General features: G+C 72.7%; 16 protein-coding genes. 10 read left to right on the top strand and 6 right to left on the bottom strand.

The genetic code is table 11. The features are described 5' to 3' along the window. Positions 1–33 precede the first annotated feature (33 nt). A complete protein-coding gene (locus tag OG245_RS21345; protein ID WP_371625087.1) occupies positions 34–2,325 on the bottom strand; it encodes a glycoside hydrolase family 3 N-terminal domain-containing protein in 2,292 nt (763 codons plus the stop codon). A gap of 158 nt (positions 2,326–2,483) precedes the next feature. Here OG245_RS21345 and OG245_RS21340 point away from each other — a divergent pair, with 158 nt between their 5' ends. Then, a complete protein-coding gene (locus tag OG245_RS21340) occupies positions 2,484–3,083 on the top strand; it encodes a TetR/AcrR family transcriptional regulator (RefSeq protein WP_371625086.1) in 600 nt (199 codons plus the stop codon). Between the two features lie 198 nt (positions 3,084–3,281). Here the strand turns inward: OG245_RS21340 and OG245_RS21335 are convergent, their stop codons facing one another. The 3 genes from OG245_RS21335 to OG245_RS21325 are packed head-to-tail and all read right to left on the bottom strand — an operon-like array spanning position 3,282 to position 6,210. Beyond that, complete coding sequence (locus tag OG245_RS21335) at positions 3,282–3,818, bottom strand: GerMN domain-containing protein (protein WP_371625085.1); 537 nt, start codon at positions 3,816–3,818, stop codon at positions 3,282–3,284. Further along, positions 3,815–5,398, bottom strand: coding sequence for an ATP-binding protein (locus OG245_RS21330; protein WP_371625084.1), 1,584 nt, complete (start codon positions 5,396–5,398; stop codon positions 3,815–3,817). The genes OG245_RS21335 and OG245_RS21330 overlap by 4 nt, the downstream gene beginning before the upstream one ends. Before the next feature lie 50 nt (positions 5,399–5,448). Then, positions 5,449–6,210: a response regulator transcription factor gene (locus OG245_RS21325; RefSeq protein ID WP_371625083.1), complete on the bottom strand. Its 762-nt coding sequence runs from the start codon at positions 6,208–6,210 to the stop codon at positions 5,449–5,451. 135 nt (positions 6,211–6,345) lie between these two features. On the opposite strand from OG245_RS21325, the gene OG245_RS21320 reads away from it, so the two are divergent. Genes OG245_RS21320 through OG245_RS21305 form a run of 4 tightly spaced genes read left to right on the top strand, consistent with a single transcriptional unit; the run spans position 6,346 to position 10,113 of the window. Beyond that, complete coding sequence (locus OG245_RS21320; RefSeq protein WP_371625082.1) at positions 6,346–6,984, top strand: hypothetical protein; 639 nt, start codon at positions 6,346–6,348, stop codon at positions 6,982–6,984. Continuing rightward, positions 6,981–8,069, top strand: a complete 1,089-nt coding sequence (locus OG245_RS21315) for a peptidoglycan-binding protein (RefSeq protein WP_371625081.1) — start codon at positions 6,981–6,983, stop codon at positions 8,067–8,069. The genes OG245_RS21320 and OG245_RS21315 overlap by 4 nt, the downstream gene beginning before the upstream one ends. Then, complete coding sequence (locus OG245_RS21310; RefSeq protein WP_371625080.1) at positions 8,066–8,917, top strand: ABC transporter ATP-binding protein; 852 nt, start codon at positions 8,066–8,068, stop codon at positions 8,915–8,917. The genes OG245_RS21315 and OG245_RS21310 overlap by 4 nt, the downstream gene beginning before the upstream one ends. Next, positions 8,914–10,113: an ABC transporter permease gene (locus OG245_RS21305; protein ID WP_371625079.1), complete on the top strand. Its 1,200-nt coding sequence runs from the start codon at positions 8,914–8,916 to the stop codon at positions 10,111–10,113. Before OG245_RS21310 ends, OG245_RS21305 begins: the two co-directional genes overlap by 4 nt. 81 nt (positions 10,114–10,194) lie before the next feature. Here the strand turns inward: OG245_RS21305 and OG245_RS21300 are convergent, their stop codons facing one another. Beyond that, positions 10,195–11,097, bottom strand: a complete 903-nt coding sequence (locus OG245_RS21300; RefSeq protein WP_371627943.1) for a lysostaphin resistance A-like protein — start codon at positions 11,095–11,097, stop codon at positions 10,195–10,197. A gap of 426 nt (positions 11,098–11,523) precedes the next feature. On the opposite strand from OG245_RS21300, the gene OG245_RS21295 reads away from it, so the two are divergent. Beyond that, the gene (locus OG245_RS21295) at positions 11,524–12,309 is read left to right on the top strand and encodes an SAM-dependent methyltransferase (RefSeq protein WP_371625078.1); all 786 of its coding nucleotides are present in this window, start codon (positions 11,524–11,526) and stop codon (positions 12,307–12,309) included. On the opposite strand, the gene OG245_RS21290 is transcribed toward OG245_RS21295, so the two are convergent. Next, positions 12,282–13,454, bottom strand: a complete 1,173-nt coding sequence (locus tag OG245_RS21290) for a hypothetical protein (protein WP_371625077.1) — start codon at positions 13,452–13,454, stop codon at positions 12,282–12,284. The genes OG245_RS21295 and OG245_RS21290 overlap by 28 nt on opposite strands. A 194-nt stretch (positions 13,455–13,648) precedes the next feature. Here OG245_RS21290 and OG245_RS21285 point away from each other — a divergent pair, with 194 nt between their 5' ends. From OG245_RS21285 to OG245_RS21270, 4 genes are all read left to right on the top strand, one after another. Continuing rightward, a complete protein-coding gene (locus OG245_RS21285) occupies positions 13,649–13,927 on the top strand; it encodes a type II toxin-antitoxin system Phd/YefM family antitoxin (RefSeq protein WP_371625076.1) in 279 nt (92 codons plus the stop codon). Positions 13,928–13,930: 3 nt separating this feature from the next. Beyond that, positions 13,931–14,209, top strand: coding sequence for a type II toxin-antitoxin system RelE/ParE family toxin (locus OG245_RS21280; RefSeq protein ID WP_371625075.1), 279 nt, complete (start codon positions 13,931–13,933; stop codon positions 14,207–14,209). 204 nt (positions 14,210–14,413) lie between these two features. Next, on the top strand, positions 14,414–15,193 hold the full coding sequence (locus OG245_RS21275) for a hypothetical protein (protein ID WP_371625074.1): 780 nt from the start codon (positions 14,414–14,416) through the stop codon (positions 15,191–15,193). 129 nt (positions 15,194–15,322) lie between these two features. Next, on the top strand, positions 15,323–16,006 hold the full coding sequence (locus OG245_RS21270) for a DUF1524 domain-containing protein (RefSeq protein ID WP_371627942.1): 684 nt from the start codon (positions 15,323–15,325) through the stop codon (positions 16,004–16,006). Positions 16,007–16,226 lie beyond the last annotated feature (220 nt).

The raw sequence follows: 16,226 nt of genomic DNA, 5'->3' as shown, positions 1-16,226 counted from the left end.
TGCACCGTGCGCCCGGACCACGCCCCCCCGGGCTCAGCCCTTGACCGTGAACTCCCCCCGCAACAAAGCCTCGTCGCGGGACGACGGCCCCACCAGCAGCTCGAAGCGGCCCGGCTCCACGACGCGGTGGCCCTCCGCGTCCACGAGGGTGCAGTCGGCCGCCGGGAGTTCGAAGAGGATCTCGCGCGACTCCCCCGGGGCCAGCGCCACCTGCCGGTAGGCCTTCAGCTCCTTCTCCGCCCAGGTCACCGACGTCACCGTGTCACTCACGTACGCCTGCACCGTCTCCAGCGCGGGCCGAGCCCCCGTGTTGGTGACCGTGACCCGGGCCCGTACGGTCTCCGACTCGTCGACCACCGACGTCAGCACCTTCAGGTCCGTGTAGTCCACGGTCGTGTAGCTCAGCCCCTCGCCGAACGCGAACGCCGGGCTCTGGGTGAGGTCCGCGTAGCGCGAGCCGTGCTGGCCACGCACCTGGTTGTAGTACGTCGGCTGCTGGCCCGCGTGCCGGGCGAAGGACAGCGGCAGCCGGCCGGCCGGCTCGATCAGGCCGAGCAGCAACTCCGCGACCGCCCGGCCGCCGAGCATCCCCGGGTTGGCCGCGTACACGATCGCCGCCGCGCCGAGCGCGGACGGCGGCAGCACCAGCGGCTTGGAGCTGATCACCACGACGGCGAACGGCTTGCCCGTCGCGGCCAGCGCGTCCAGCAACGCCACCTGATCGCCCACGAGTTCGAGCGTCGCGGTGGACTTGCCCTCGCCGACCAGCTCGATCCGGTCGCCGACGACGGCGACCACGTGATCGGCGGCCTCGGCGGCGGCGACCGCGTCCGCGATCAGCGAGGCGTCGGGGGCCGCCGGGACGACGACCTCCGGGCGGGGCTGCCCGTCCGGGAAGAACGCGCCCTCCGGGTCGGGGCCCACGTCGAGGATCCGGGCCCCGGGCGCGTACGCGACCGTCCAGTCGGCGGGCACGTGGTCGCGGAAGCCGTCGAGGACGGTACGGATCATGGCGCGCGGCTGGCCCTCCGGCAGCCAGTCGGCCTGGCCCGAGGAGCCCGCCCAGTCGCCCAACTGGGTCTGTGCGTCGTCCGCGTTGGGGCCGACGACCGCCACCGTACGGGGGCCGCCGGAGGCGAGTGGAAGGCCCCGGCCCTCCCCGTCCGCCTCCAGGCCGCCCGCGAACGGGAGCGTTCCGTCATTGGTCAGCAGGACGAGCGAACGGCGGGCCGCCTCCAGGTTCAGCAGCGCGTGCGCACCGCTGCCGATGACCTCCGCCTGCCGGGCGGCGTCGGGGTGGCGCGGGTCCTCGAAGAGGCCCAGCTCGAACTTGAGCGTCAGGATGCGGCGTACGGCCGCGTCGATCTCGGCCTCCGCCAACGCACCCTGCGCCACCGCCTCCTGGGCGCCCGCGAAGAAGTCCGACGTCGTCATCACCATGTCGTTGCCCGCGCGGACCGCCGCCGCCGACGCCTGCGCGTAGTCGGCGTAGACCTTCTGCTCCCACACCATGCGGCCGACGTTGTCCCAGTCGGTGACCAGGGTCCCGGTGTAGCCCCACTCACCGCGCAGCACCTCGTTGAGCAGCCAGTTGTTCACGGTGATCGGCACGCCGTCCATCGACTGGTAACCGAGCATGAACGTGCGGCAGCCCTCCTTGGCGACCCGCTCGAACGGCGGCAGGAACCAGGAGCGCAGCTTGCGCCGTGATATGTCCGCCTCGCTGGCGTCCCGGCCGCCCTGCGTCTCGGAGTACCCGGCGAAGTGCTTGGCGCACGCCAGGATCGCGGTCGGGTCGGTCAGGCCGTCGCCCTGGTAGCCGCGCACCATCGCGGAGGCCAGCTCGCCGATCAGGAACGGGTCCTCGCCGAAGGTCTCGCTGACCCGGCCCCACCGCAGGTCGCGGGTGATGCAGAGAACCGGCGAGAACGTCCAGTGCACCCCGGTCGCCGCGACCTCGACCGCCGTCGCCCGCGCGATCCGCTCCACCAGCTCCGGGTCCCAGGTGGCGGCCATCCCGAGCTGCGTCGGGTAGATCGTGGCCCCCTCCCAGAAGGAGTGCCCGTGGATGCAGTCCTCGGCGACCAGCAGCGGGATGCGCAGCCGGGTCCTGGCGGTGAGCACGGCGGCCTCGCCCACCCGCTCCGGCGAGGCGTGCAGGATCGAGCCCGCGTGCAGGTCCTCGACGAGGTGCCGCACCCCCTCCTTGGCGTTGAGCTGGAGCATCTGGCCGACCTTCTCGGGCAGCGTCATGCGCCCCAGGAGGTCGGCGACCCGCTCCGCGACGGGCAGCGCGGGGTCGAGATACGGCGGCTTGAGGCCCACAGGAGTTCCTTTCACGAAAGCGCACTCCGCAGTACCGTACGCTCAATCCCGACCGCTTGGTAAGTATTCGAGGATCCGGGATTCGGTCCTGTGAGAATCTGGGCCGGAACGGCGGTGCGAGAGAGGTGTCCGATTCCGATGACAGCGGGTGATGGCGCGTGACTTCCGAGGCGCGGCGCGGCTACGCCAAGGGCCGGGCCAAGCGGACCGAGATCCTCGACCAGGCGATGGCCCTGTTCGGCGAGGCCGGCTACCGGGGCGCGTCGCTCCGGGTGATCGCCACCCGCTGCGGCATCTCGCACCCGGGCCTCCTCCACCACTTCCCGACGAAGGAGGCCCTGCTCCTCGCCGTGCTCCAGCACCGCGACGACGTGGACGACGCGTGGCTGGCCCTGGGCGTGACGCGGGGCCTCGACCATCTGCGCCGGCTGGCCGACCTCGCGGAGCTGAACGCGAAGCGGCGCGGGATCGTCGAGCTGTTCTCGGTGGTCGCGGCGGAGGCCACGTCCCCCGACCATCCGGCGCACGCGTACTTCGAGGCCCGCTACCGCACCTCGCTCGCCAACACCGAACTGGCCTACCGCCAGGCCCGGGAGGCGGGCGAACTCCGGGAGGACGTCGACCCGTCGGCCGCCGCGCAGCAGCTCATCGCGCTGATGGACGGCCTCCAGATCCAGTGGCTGATCAGCGACTGCGCGACGGACATGGCGGGCGTGCTCCGGGCCCACGTGCAGGCGCAGGTGACCGTGCGGTTCTGAGGATCCCGGCCGACCGGCCGTCCCTGCGGTGCACACGGCCCCGGACGGTCGTCCCTGCGGTGCACACGGCCCCGGACGGCCGTCCGGTTCTGACGCTCCCGACCGGCCGTGGGCGCACCGGGGCCCTGCGGTTCACACGGCCCCGGTGCACCCACGGCGGGCCCGCTCGCCCGCCCGCCCGCACGACCGCAGCGCCGCTCAGCCGCCCAGGTACTCCGCGCACCGCAGCGGCCCCAGCACCGGCCCCTCCCCCGGGCGGATCGTCACCTCCACGTCGTCCGCCCGGACCTCCGCCTCGCCCACGGACTGGAAGCTGGCGAGCGTGCAGACCAGTTGCCCCGTCACCTGGTCCCGCGCCTCCGCCCAGTACGGGCCCTCCAGCTCCACGGTGACGTGGGTTCCGTCCCCGGTCACGGTGTAGCCGCTGGGAGCGTGGAACAGTGTCGTCAGCCCTTCGCGCCGCTCGGCGGCCGTCGGCCCCTGGGCGAGCAGCTTCATCACGGCGTCCAGGCTGGTGAAGCCCCGGTCGAGCACGGGCACGGCCCGCAGCCCGGTGTCGGACGCGTAGTAGAGCCGCATCCCGCGCGTCAGCCCGGACGCGGGCTCGCCCGCCTCTATCACCCCGGTCGGCTGGACCCCGCACCCGACGAGCGCGGTCCCGAGCGCGGCCCCGAGCGCCGTGAGGGCGACGCTCCGCCGGAGTCTCCTCCGTACGCCTCCCCGCGAACGCCTCACCCGTCCCCCTCCTCCGGGTGCCGCAAGGGCAGCCGCAGCGTGAACACCGCGCCGCCCTGCGGCCCCTGGCCCACCTCGATGGTGCCGCCGTGCAGCCGCGCGTTCTCCCACGCGATGGCCATGCCGAGGCCGCTCCCCTGCCCGACGCCCTGGTCGAAGCCCTGGTCAATGCCCTGGCCGCCATCCTCGCCGCCGCCCCGGCCACTCTCCTCGGCCGTGTCGCGCGTGCGCGCCGTGTCCGCCTTGTAGAACCGGTCGAAGACCCGCTCCCTGGCCTCCGGCGCCAGCCCCGGGCCGCGGTCGGCGACCTCCAGCGTCACCCGGTCGCCGCCGGGCGCGGCCAGGGTGACCGTGACCGGCGGCGCGCCGTGCCGCAGCGCGTTGCCCACCAGGTTCGCCACGATCACGTCGACGCGCCGCCGGTCGACCACGGCCCGTACGTCCTCGCGGAGTTCGACGGTCACCCGGTCCGTCCACCCGCGCAGCGCCAGCGACGCCCGTACGGTGTCGGCGAGGTCCGTCGGGGCCGCGTTGAGCCGGGCCGCCCCGGCGTCGAAGCGGGAGATCTCCATCAGGTCCTCGACCAGCCGGGACAGCCGGGCGGTCTCCGCGCCGACGGTTCGGGCCGCGTGGGCGGCGTCCGGCGGCAGTTGGTCGGCGTCCTCCTCCAGGACCGTCGCCACCATCGTCATCGCCGCCAGGGGCGTGCGCAGTTCGTGCGACACGTCGGCCACGAACCGCCGCGCCTTCGCCTCCTGTGCCCGCAGCTCCGCGTCGGACGCCTGGAGTGCGTCGGCGGTCTCGTTGAACGTCCGCGCCAGGTGCGACAGTTCGTCGTGCCCTCGGACCGCGACCCGGCTGCCGAGGTCCCCGGCGGCGAGTCCGCGGGTGGCCCGCCCCAGCTTCCGCACCGGTCGCAGGACCGTACCGGCGGCCAGCAGCGCCAGCAGCGCGGCCAGCACCACCACGGGCACGGTTCCCGTCCGTACGGAGTCCAGCAGGGCGGCCGTGTCGTCGCGCTCGGCCCGCAGGTCGGTGATCATGAAGACCTCCAGGCCCGAGGTGCGCCGGTCCCCGTCGGCGTACGTCACGGGCGTGCCGACGACCAGATACGGATCGCCCCGCCACTGGACCCGCTGGAACCGGGCCCCGTCCCCGGCCCGGACGGCGGCCCGCAGCTCGGCGGTGATCCGGCCCTCCGGGTCGGCGTACGCGCCGGAGACGGCGGACAGGTCCTGGTGGCGGGCGACCACGATGCGCGCCCCCAGCCCCTCGGAGACCTTCGCCGCGAACCGGGACAACGACCGCTGGTCTGGCGGGAGATCGAGCCTCGCGGCGACGGCGGCGACCCGCTCCCGGAGGTCGTCGACGGCGGTGTTCTGGGTGCGCTGGAGGACGGCGGTGCGGGCGTCCCGGTAGGCGAGTGCCGTCGCGGTCACCGCGCTGACGAGGGCGACGATGACGAAGGTGACGACGAGCCTGACCCGCAGCCCGCCGACGAACCGCCGCGAGCCGCGCCCGAGGGAGCGCCGGAACGAGCGCCGGGGAACAGGCCGCCCCTCAGCGGCCCGAAACTTCACAGCGGCCCGAGACTTCACAGCAGCCCGAGACTTCACAGCGGCCCAGGACTTCACAGCGGCCCGAAGCGGTAGCCGAAGCCCCGCACGGTCTGTACGTACCGGGGCCTGGCCGGCACGTCCTCGATCTTGGCCCGCAGCCGGCCCACCGCCGCGTCCACCAGCCGGGAGTCGCCCAGGAAGGTGTGGTCCCACACCGAGGCGAGGAGCTGTTCCCGGGTGAGGACCCGGCCGGGCGAGGCCGACAGCTCCAGCAGGACCCGCATCTCGGTGGGCGGGAGGGCGACGGCCGCCCCGTGCTTGGTGACGGTCAGTCCGGCCCGGTCGATCACCAGCCCGGCGTGGTCGGCGCGGTCGGCGTCGGGCCCTTGCGCGTAGAGCCCGTGCGCGTAGAGCCCGTGCCCGTCCGGACCCTGACCGGCGGGCCCCGGCCGGGGATACGGTTCCGCGCGGCGCAGGGCGGCCCGGATGCGGGCCTCCAGGACGGGCGCGGTGACCGGCTTGACCACGTAGTCGTCGGCCCCCGCCTCCAGCCCGGTCACGATGTCGTGGTCGTCGCCGCGCGCGGTCAGCATGATGACGGGCAGCTTCGGCGCCCGGGCCCGGATGCGGCGGCACACCTCGAAGCCGTCCATGCCGGGAAGCATCAGGTCCAGCACGGCCAGTTCGACCCGCGCGCCCCGCTCCCCGGCCAGCAGCGCGAGGGCCTGCTCGCCGGTGGCGGCGGTCTCCACTCCGTACCCGTGCCGGCGCAGCACGAGCTCCATCCCGTCCCGTACGGACGCGTCGTCCTCGATGAGCAGCACATGCGGCATGGGCCCGATTATGCGCACGCCGGAATCCGCTCCGCCTCCCCCTCCCCGGAGCGGAGGCGCAGGTCGGAGGCATTGTTACCTTCCCATCATGTGCCCATGCACGGGCCATCATCCTCGGCGGCCAGCGTGAGGCCCATGAGCTTCCCCATCACCACCGCCGGGCTCCGCCTGGCCGCCTTCGTGGCCGTGCCCCTCCTCGCCCTCACCGTCGCCTGCGGCGACGACACCACCGGGACCAGGAGCCACGACGCCGTCGCCGATGTGCCGTCCCCGAAGAGCGAGCCCTCCGAGGCCGCGGGCGCGCCGAACACCCCGAGCGCGAAGCCCGCCGGCAAGAGCGCCTACTACGACGCCCAGGTCACGTTCGTCCAGTGCATGCGCGCCAAGGGCGGCTACAAGGACTTCCCCGACCCCAAGCTGAGCGGCCATCTCGACTGGGAGAAGGTCAACGAGATCGGCTCCCAGCCCGGCCGCAACGAGGGCATCAAGGCCGGGAAGAACAACGTCTGCGTGGACGAGCTCAGGGCGGCCCTGGCGGTCGAACCCAAGCGCGACCAGCAGAAGTCCTACGAATCGATGCTCGCGCACGCCCAGTGCATGCGGGACAACGGCATCAGCCGGTTCACCAACCCGGTGATGTCCGGGGGCAACGCGGTGCCCGGCGGCGACCCGAACCCGGCCTCCCCGGTCTACGACCCCGACTCGCCCGCCTACAAGGAGGCCCGGGCGGCGTGCAAGTCGAAGCTCCTCGACGGTCTGGACGGCATGCAGTGAAGCGCCGCACCCCCTACGTCGCGCTCGGCGCGGTGACGGTCGCGGCGGTGGTCGCCGTCGGCCTCTCCGGAGGCCTTCCGTTCCTCGGGAACGGCGACGACGCGAACGCCTCCGGCCGGGGCGACGGCCTCCCGCCCGCGACGGCCGCCGTCGTCCGCACCGACCTCGTCCTCTCCAGGACCGTCGACGGCAGGATCGACTTCGCCCAGCGCCGTGCCGTCAAGGCCGCCGTGGAGGGCACCGTCACGGTGGCGGCAGCCGAGGGGAGGACCGTGACGCGAGGAGAGGCCCTGTACGAGCTGAACGACAAACCGGTCACGCTCCTCTACGGGCCGGTTCCGGCGTTCCGCGAGATGAAGGCGGGCGACCGGGGCAGCGATGTCCTCCAACTGGAGCGGAATCTCCGGGACCTGGGTTACGGGGCCGGGCTGTACGTCGACACGGAGTACGGCAAGGACACCGAGTCCGCCGTCAAGCGGTGGCAGAAACACCTCAACCGCGAGACCACGGGCAGGGTCGGCCGGGGCGACGTCGTCTTCCAGCCCGACCGGGTCAAGGTGGTCTCCGCCGACGCGGCCCTCGCCGACCAGGTCGGCCCGGACGGGCCCGTCCTGACGATCGCCTCCACCAAGCCGGTCGTCCGGGCCCGCCTGGACCAGGCCGACGGTGCGCTCACCGCACGCGGCACGAAGGTGGAGGTGGCCCTGCCCAGCGGGAAGACCGTGCCCGGGAAGGTCGCCGGGACGGTACGTCCGGAGGAGGGCGGCGCCGCCGAGGCCGAGAGCCAGGAGGGCATCACCGTCGAGGTCGCCCTCGACGGCGGCCCCGGCGCGGCTGCCGGCGAGGACGCCGAGGCGGCGGCGAGCGTGACGTTCGTCAGCGAGGCCCGCAAGGGGGTCCTCGCGGTGCCGGTCGAGGCGGTGGTGGCGCTGCGCGGCGAGAACGGGGGGTACGGGCTCCAGATCGTCCGGGGCGAGACCTCCTCGATGGTCCGGGTGGAGACGGGCATGACGGCCGACGGGCAGATCGAGGTCAGCGGCGCGGAGCTGCGCGAGGGCATGAAGGTGGGGGTGGCGAAACCATGACACCGTCCTCCTCGCCCTCCTCATCCCCCTCGCCCTCGTCGCCCTCCCCGTCGTCCTCGCCCTCCTCCCGGGGCCTTGAGACCGGCCCGGCCCCCTCTGCTCCCCTCACCCCCGTCGTCGAACTCCGGAACGCCACGAAGTCGTACCCCGGCGGCGTCCACGCCCTGTGCGCCGTGAACCTCACGGTCCACGAGGGCGAACTCCTCGCGGTGGTCGGCCCGTCCGGCTCCGGCAAGTCCACGATGCTCAACGTCATGGGCACCCTGGACCGGCCCACCACGGGTACGGTCCGGGTCGCCGGACACGACGTCTCCGCGCTCTCCGACGCCCGTCTCTCCGCCCTGCGCGCCCGCCACATCGGCTTCGTGTTCCAGCACTTCCACCTGGCGGCGGGGCGCGACGCGGTGGACAACGTCGCCGACGGCCTGCTGTACACCGGCCTCCGCTCCCGGGAACGGCGCAGCCGGGCGCGCGAGGCGCTGGCCCGCGTACGCCTGGACCACCGGTCCTCGCACACCCCGAACGAGCTGTCCGGCGGCGAGAAGCAGCGCGTGGCCATCGCCCGCGCCCTGGTGGGAGAGCCCCGGCTCGTGCTGGCGGACGAGCCGACCGGGGCGCTGGACACCGCGTCCGGCGAGATCGTCATGGAGCTGCTGCACGAGCTGAACGCGTCCGGCACCACGGTCTGCGTGATCACCCACGACCACGGCATCGCGGCGTCGCTGCCGCGCCGGGTCCGCTTCAGGGACGGCGAGATCGTGGCGGACGAACGCTCCACCGCACCCTTCCCCCGTACGCCGGACGCACGCTCCACCGCGCCCCTTCCCCGTACGGAGGCCGGCGCATGACCGATCCCCACGGCCTCCGGCCCGCCCGCCTCTCCCCCCGGGACGTCCTGCGGGTAGGCGCGGTCGGACTGCGGGCGCGCCGGGCCCGGGTGGTGCTCTCGGCGCTCGGCATCGCCATCGGCATCGCGACGATGGTCGCGGTCGTCGGCCTGTCCGAGTCGAGCCGCGCCGACCTGATGTCCCGGCTCGACCGTCTCGGCACCAACCTCCTCACCGCCGAGGCGGGCGAGGACCCGCTCGGGGGCACGGTCGAGCTGCCGAAGAACGCGGTGGCGATGGTCGAGCGGATCGGCCCGGTGCGCCACGCCACGGCCACCGCCGAGGTCGACGCCCGCATCCGCCGCAGCGACGTCGTCCCCGAGGAGCGCACGGCCGGGGTCACCACGCAGGCGGCCCGGACCGACCTGCTCGCCACGCTCGGCGGCAAGGTGGCCCGGGGCACCTGGCTGACCCCGGCAGGCGAGCGCCTGCCCACGGCCGTCCTGGGCACGGTGGCGGCGGACCGCCTCGGCATCACCCGCCCCGGCGAGACGATCATGCTGAACGACACCCGGGTGGCCGTCGTCGGGATCCTCGAACCCGTCGAGCTGGTCCCGACCCTGGACCGGGTGGCCCTGATCGGATTCCCGGCCGCGAAACGCTACTTCGGCTTCGACGGCCGCCCCACCACGATCTTCGAGCGCTCCACGGACGCCTCGGTGGAGGACGTACGGGCGGTGCTGGCCCGCACGGTCAGCCCCGGCAACGAGGCCAACGTCCGGGTCTCGCGCCCTTCGGACGCGCTGGCCGCCCGCGCCGCCGCCGACAAGGGGCTGACGGCCCTGATGCTCGGGCTCGGCGCGGTGGCCCTCCTGGTCGGCGGGGTGGGCGTCGCCAACACGATGGTGATCTCCGTGCTGGAGCGCCGCCAGGAGATCGGCCTGCGCCGCGCGCTGGGGGCGACGCGCAACGCGATCCGGCTCCAGTTCCTGACCGAGTCGCTGCTCCTGTCCTCGCTGGGCGGTGTCGCGGGCGCGTTGCTGGGCTCGGCGGCCACGTACGGGTTCGCGCGGGCGCAGGGGTGGACGGCGGTGGTCCCGCCCTGGTCCCTGGCGGGCGGCCTGGCCGCGACCCTGCTGATCGGCGTGGTCGCGGGCCTCTACCCGGCGATCCGCGCCTCCCACCTGCACCCGACGGTGGCACTGAACGCGACCTGAGGAGGACGGGCCTGAGGAAGCCGGGCCTGAGGAGGACGAGGCCGAGCCTGAGGAGGACAGGCCTGAGGAGGACAGGCAGCGTCAGGGGCTGACCCGCTCGATGCCTCGACGCTCGGCGATCTTCGCCACGGTCAGGCAGTACAGCGGGGCGAAGACGAGTTCGAGGACCAGGGCCTGCCAGGGGGCGTCGGCGGCGGTGCTGGTGTCGTCGAGTTCCCCGAAGCCCGCCGCGAGGCCGAAGGCCAGCACGTTGTTGGCGACGTGCAGGACGATCACCGCTTCGAGACCGCCGGTGCGGATCACCAGCCAGCCCCACCACAGCGCCGAGTAGAAGAGCAGGAGGAAGCCGGAGAGCTCGCCGAACCCGTGGGCCAGGGCGAACAGAAGGGACGCCAGGACGACCGCGGGCCAGGGCGAGCGCACGACCCGGCCGATCACCTGGACCAGCCAGCCCCGGAAGACGTACTCCTCGGCGGCGGCCTGGAACGGGACGAGCGCCAGCACCACGGCCAGGCTCAGCAGAAAGTAGGGCCAGCCCGGGAAGCCCGCACCGGACTCCGTGAGCGGTTCCGCGTCCCAGGTCCAGGCGATCAGCAGGCCGATCTGCACGGCGATCAGCGGGAAGCCCACGGCCGCGCAGCGCCCGAGCCAGCCCCAGCGCAGCCGCCCGACGACGGAGGACACGGTCCCGGCGGGCCGCCGGCCGAGACCGCGGGCCACCCACAGGACGATGGGTATGCCGACCGCGATGCCGACGAGCGAGACCACCAGTTCGGCGACCGGGTCCTCGAAGAAGAGTTCGCTGTCGGCGTCCGAGGGCCCGGCGTCCAGCACCTCGGCGATGATCGCGCCGGCCACACCGACCGCCAGCACGCCCACCACTACCAGCGCGAGGGCTGTCAGCAGCTCGCCCAGCCACCCGAACCGCCCGCCCTGCCCGTTGCGCCCCTGCTCGTCGTAGCGGGAGCCCGAGGGCGCACGCACCGGCCCGGTCGGCGGGCGGCTCCACTCCGGGGGCCGGTCCCAGCCCTGCCACGCGGGATCGGCCGGGCGGGGCGGTTCGGCGGAGGACGGCGGGTCCCAGGGGGACGAGGACGGAGGCGGTGGCGTGTCAGAAGAAGGGGGGTTCACACCAGCGATCTTCGGCGCGCACGGCGCACGAGGTCAACGCGGATGCCCGGCGGAGCGGACCCGCGCCGGGGCGGGCCGGGACGGGCCGGACCGGGACGAACAGCACGACGGCGCGACGAACCCGCGTACGGCGAAGCGGAACCGTGGTGTCGGCCAGGCGGAACCGCGGGGCGGGCCCGGCGGCTGTCCTGCGGCCCGAACAACCCTCCGGTGCAACGGTATTGCTATGGCAGACTGCGTCGACTGAATGGTCCACACCACGTGTATCTGGAGTTCGGTATGACGGCACAGGCGCCTCACCCCCCGATAGACACCAGCAAGCCCCACTCGGCCCGGGTCTACGACGCGCTGCTCGGCGGCAAGGACAACTATCCGGTGGACCAGCAGGTGGCGGAGCTCCTGCCCATCGAGGCGAAGGTCGGCGCCCGGCAGCAGCGCTCCTTCATGAACCGCGCGACGGCCTGGCTGGCGGGCGAGGGCGTGACGCAGTTCCTGGACATCGGGACGGGCATTCCCACCGCGCCGAACCTGCACCAGACCGCCCAGGAGATCCGCCCCTCCGCCCGGGTCGTCTACTGCGACAACGACCCCATCGTCCTGCGCCACGCGGAAGCGCTGCTGGTCAGCCGCCCGGAGGGCGTGACGGACTACGTCCACGCCGACGTCCGCGAGCCCGCGATCATCCTCGACGCGGCACGCGAGACCCTGGACTTCGACCGCCCGATAGCCCTGTCGCTGCTCGGCCTGCTCCACTTCCTCCCGGACGCCGAGGACCCGATCGGCATCGTCCGTACGTTCACGAGCGCGATGGCGCCCGGCAGTTACGTCGTGCTGTCCCACGGCGCGTCCGACGTGAACGAGGAGATCGGGCAGCAGAGCGAGGACGAGTACAAGAAGGGCGGCATCCAGCTGGCCCTGCGGAGCCGCGAGGAGTTCGCGCGGTTCTTCGAGGGCCTGGAGATCGCAGCCCCCGGCCTGGTGAGGGCCCCGGAGTGGTTCAACGGAACGCCCGCGCCCACGCAGGAGTTCAGCGGCATCTACGTGGCCGTGGCCCGGGTTCCGTAACCGGAAGCCTCCTCGGCACACGTGACGCCCCCGTTCGCGGCGGCCTCGGCGGCCTCGGCGGCGAGCTCCCGCCAGGACGGCCTCGGGGGTGCGGGGTCGGCCTCGGCACGGGCCATCAGGTCGGCCCAGTAGGCGCGTTGCTGCTCGCGGTGGCAGGGTCCGCAGGTGGTGACCCACGACTCGTGCGGCCGGAACATGTGCTCCTCGCCGGGCCCGTCGCAGGCGAGGAGCGGCAGCGACAGGGGCCGGGGCAAGGGGGACGGCGGAGACGGGGACGGAGACGGAGACGGAGAGAACTCCGCCGCACTCTCCGGGTGCGGGGGCAGCTTCTCCACGAGCCGGTTCTTCAGGAACCCGAAGGCCGAACGCACCCCTTCCTCAGGCAGCGCGCTGCTCAGCGCCAGCCGCAGGTCTCCGGCGCTGACACCCCGGCGCAGCCACTCGGCGGCGAGGGCGGCGAGCTTGCGGGCCTCACGCACCCCGAGCGAGAGCTCACGCGTACGGTGCCGCAGGGAGAGCAATACGCGCTCGGCAAGAAGAACTTCAGCCTGGTCCTGTTCCTGTTCCTGGTCCTGATCCTGGTCCTGATCCTGGTCCTGATCCTGGTCCTGGTCCTGAACCCGCGACTCGCCTTCCGCCTCCACGGCCGCTTCGGTGGGCGGGTGGGAAGAGTTCTCGCCCTGTTCTTCGTCTGCGGGTAAGAGACCACCGACCCTCCGGCCCGTCGGCTCACCGACCGTCGGAGAGTGCGCACTCGGAGCGGGCCACGCGTCCGGGGCGGCGCAAGCGCCCACGTTCTCGTACCCGTCGGCGGGGACACCGGCGCGGAGGCGGGCGGCCTGGTCGTCCGTCAGCGGCTCGTTGCTGAACACCTGGACGGTTCGCCATCGCCCTCCGGCGACGCTCTCGCGGCGCTCGTGGACGTACCCGTGCGACACAAGGTCGGCCTTGGCCTTCTGGTAGGCGCGACCGGTCATACGGAGAGCGCGGGCGTGCTCGCCCAGCGCCTTGTCGCGGAGCTCTTCGGGCAGCCCCTGGACGTAGAGGACCAGGACTTTCGCGTCGCTGCCGATACGCGGATGGCGCACGAGGCTGTTGGGGGCCTTCGTATAGCCCCGAGGGGGCGGGATAACATGCGAAAGCATCGCGGGTGGACTCCTGATCCACTAGTGGTGAAGGCCCTCGGGTAGGTGCTGTTACACCCCCGGGGGCCGCTCCATGCGCTGCTCAACCGGAGCGCACGGAGCGTGATGACACGATCACCGTACCGCAGGGAGTGACACACTCCGTACTCTCCGCTGTCATCGCGCACTAGATGTACATCTGCTACATTTCTCACATGAGTGAGCCCGTGACCGAATCCATGGCAGAGGTACGCAAGCATCTCGCGGACGTCATCGACCGCGCCCGCCGTGACGAGACGCCCACGATCATCACCCGCCGAGGCAAGAGCGAAGCCGTCATTGTGGACATCGACGAGTACCGACGCCTGTGCGAGGCCGCCGAGCGCTACGAGGACGAATGGCTCAACCGACTCGCGGACGAGGCCACTGCCGAGGGAACCGACGGATCCGTATCCCTCGAAGAGATGGCCGCACTCCTCCGGTCGGCCAACTGACCCATGGGCTACGTCACGCGATTCACGGCCCACGCACAACGCGACCTCCTCAAGATCCCCCTGCCGGAAGCCCGACGTGTCCTCGGCCGTCTGGCAGACCTCCAGAAGGCCTTGGATGGGGGAGACCTCGCCGCATTCGACGTCAAGCCGCTCCAGGGCCACGAGGCGCGATGGCGTCTCCGAGTAGGTGACTACCGTGCCGTCTACACCGTGGAAGGCAACCGGCTTATCGTCTGGGTGCTCGCCGTCGGCCATCGGCGCGAGATCTACCGATCTCTCTGAGCCCGCTGGCCGGGCCCGCCCACCCGGCCGGACACCGGGCCGGAGCAAAGCCGTGCCGTGCTCTGCCGTGGTGACCAAATCGTTGCCGCCCCGCGCACAACCGCGCACCCCCCTCCCGGGTCTCCAGGTCAGCCGCGAGGAAAACCTCGGGCAGGCGCGCCCGCGCGCGCGGCCCCGGGCGGCTGGGGAGAGGACGGGTTCGACATGAAGAGAGCAACGCGGAGAGCGGCGGTGGCCTGCACGGCGGCGGCCGTGCTCGCCGGGGTGGCGGCGGTTCCGGCCGGGGCTGCGGAGGGCGGGGTCGCCTTCTCCCGGGTCACGGTGAACGGCGGGAAGCCGATCGTGATCGGGGTCAAGGAGGAGGTCGAGGTGTACGCGACCTTCCGGATGACGACCAAGCTCAAGTACAGGCACGGGCCGACGGTGTTCCCCTACCGGGGAAAGCTGAGCAACATGGACACGATGCACAGCGCGATCATCGGCAGCGACTGCAAGGTCGTGAACAAGGCCAAGGGAACGTGCGACTTCGAGAACTGGGTGTACATCGACCCGCGGCACACCGACTTCGGGAACGAGGACGCCGGCACCTGGCGGACCGCCGCGCGGCTCTTCCTCCCCAAGGACTCCCAGGACATCGACGACGAGAACCACTCCGTGCAGTTGAAGCGGGCCACCCGTGTCACGGTCAACGCCTCGCCGGAGCCGGTCGCGAAGGGGAAGACGCTCACCGTGACCGGAAAGGTCACCCGGGCGAACTGGGACACCCACACGTACCAGGGGTACGGAGGCCGCTCGGTGAGCCTCCAGTTCAAGGCGGCGGGCTCCTCCTCGTACAAGACGGTCAAGAAGGCGACGTCGAGCAGGACGGGCGCGCTCACGACCACGGTGAAGGCCACAACGGCCGGGACGTGGCGGTGGACGTACTACGGCAACACGACGTCCGGCGCGAGCTCGTCGTCCGGGGACCGGGTCGTCCTCCGGTAGGCACATGTCGACGGACACGGGCGGAGGAGCGCGGATTGCGGAAGCGTTCCTCCGGTGAACTCGCTGGCCCGGGCGGGTGATCGCGGCCTCCCGGGCTACGCGAGGGCGGTGCGCGGCCGGTAGAACGCGCTGGTGATCAAGAACCTCGCGCGCGGTCTCGGCGCGCTCGCCCTCGCCCTCGTACCTCTTCTCCCGTCCCCCGCCACTCCAGCAGCGCAGGCCGCTCCGGCGGCGGAGGTGACGACCCTGTCCGACGCGGTCGGTTTGCTGAAGGTCAACGAGGAGAACCGCACCGACCACACCTCTTCGTCCTTCCGGCACTGGAACGCGGGTGAGGACACGACGGACGGGTGCGACACCCGCGCCGAGGTCCTCCTCGCCGAAGCGGTCGTCGCACCCACCGTGGAGCCCGGCTGCAAGCTGACCGGCGGCAGGTGGACGTCCTACTTCGACGGCCAGGAGGTCACCGGCACCGGCTCCCTGGACGTGGCCCACCTGGTCGCGCTCGCCGAGGCGTGGGATTCCGGCGCCTCCGCCTGGACCGCGGGCCGGCGGGAGGCCTACGCGAACGACCAGGGTGCGGACGTCTCCCTGGTCGCGGTCACCTCGCGCACCAACCGCCAGAAGGCGGACAAGGACCCGGCGGACTGGATGCCGCCGTCCCCGCAAGCCCAGTGCCGGTACGCGGGGGAATGGGTGTCGACCAAGCTCCGCTGGCAGCTCACCGTGGACGACCGCGAGCTGGAAGCGCTGAAGGTGTACGCGGAGGGGCCCTGCGAAGACATCATCGTCCACTACACTCCGACCGCCTGATCCACCCGGGAGTGAGCGGGACACGCCGGGCCCCGCTCACTCCCTCACGGCGCACCCCGGTCAAGAGGCCGGACCCACCACGACAGTGGCGGGCCCGGCGCCCTGCGTCCTGCGTCCCGCGTCCTGCGTCCCGCACGACAGCGAGCGGTGGCCAGGGCCGATCCGGCGGATCATGCAGCTGGGCCGAGGGTGGCTGTGTCCGCTGAGGAAATCCGGTGGA

It is taken from the genome of Streptomyces sp. NBC_01116, assembly GCF_041435495.1.
GTDB lineage: Bacteria > Actinomycetota > Actinomycetes > Streptomycetales > Streptomycetaceae > Streptomyces.
Note: the sequence above shows the minus strand (reverse complement) of the source record. Positions and strands in the feature narration are given on the sequence as shown.

Bases quoted from the DNA above. Each gene is read 5' to 3' on its own strand.
- OG245_RS21325 (WP_371625083.1), bottom strand. From the start codon at position 6,210: ATGCCGCATGTGCTGCTCATCGAGGACGACGCGTCCGTACGGGACGGG.
- OG245_RS21320 (WP_371625082.1), top strand. From the start codon at position 6,346: ATGAGCTTCCCCATCACCACCGCCGGGCTCCGCCTGGCCGCCTTCGTG.
- OG245_RS21310 (WP_371625080.1), top strand. From the start codon at position 8,066: ATGACACCGTCCTCCTCGCCCTCCTCATCCCCCTCGCCCTCGTCGCCC.
- OG245_RS21305 (WP_371625079.1), top strand. From the start codon at position 8,914: ATGACCGATCCCCACGGCCTCCGGCCCGCCCGCCTCTCCCCCCGGGAC.
- OG245_RS21295 (WP_371625078.1), top strand. From the start codon at position 11,524: ATGACGGCACAGGCGCCTCACCCCCCGATAGACACCAGCAAGCCCCAC.
- OG245_RS21290 (WP_371625077.1), bottom strand. From the start codon at position 13,454: ATGCTTTCGCATGTTATCCCGCCCCCTCGGGGCTATACGAAGGCCCCC.
- OG245_RS21285 (WP_371625076.1), top strand. From the start codon at position 13,649: ATGAGTGAGCCCGTGACCGAATCCATGGCAGAGGTACGCAAGCATCTC.
- OG245_RS21280 (WP_371625075.1), top strand. From the start codon at position 13,931: ATGGGCTACGTCACGCGATTCACGGCCCACGCACAACGCGACCTCCTC.
- OG245_RS21275 (WP_371625074.1), top strand. From the start codon at position 14,414: ATGAAGAGAGCAACGCGGAGAGCGGCGGTGGCCTGCACGGCGGCGGCC.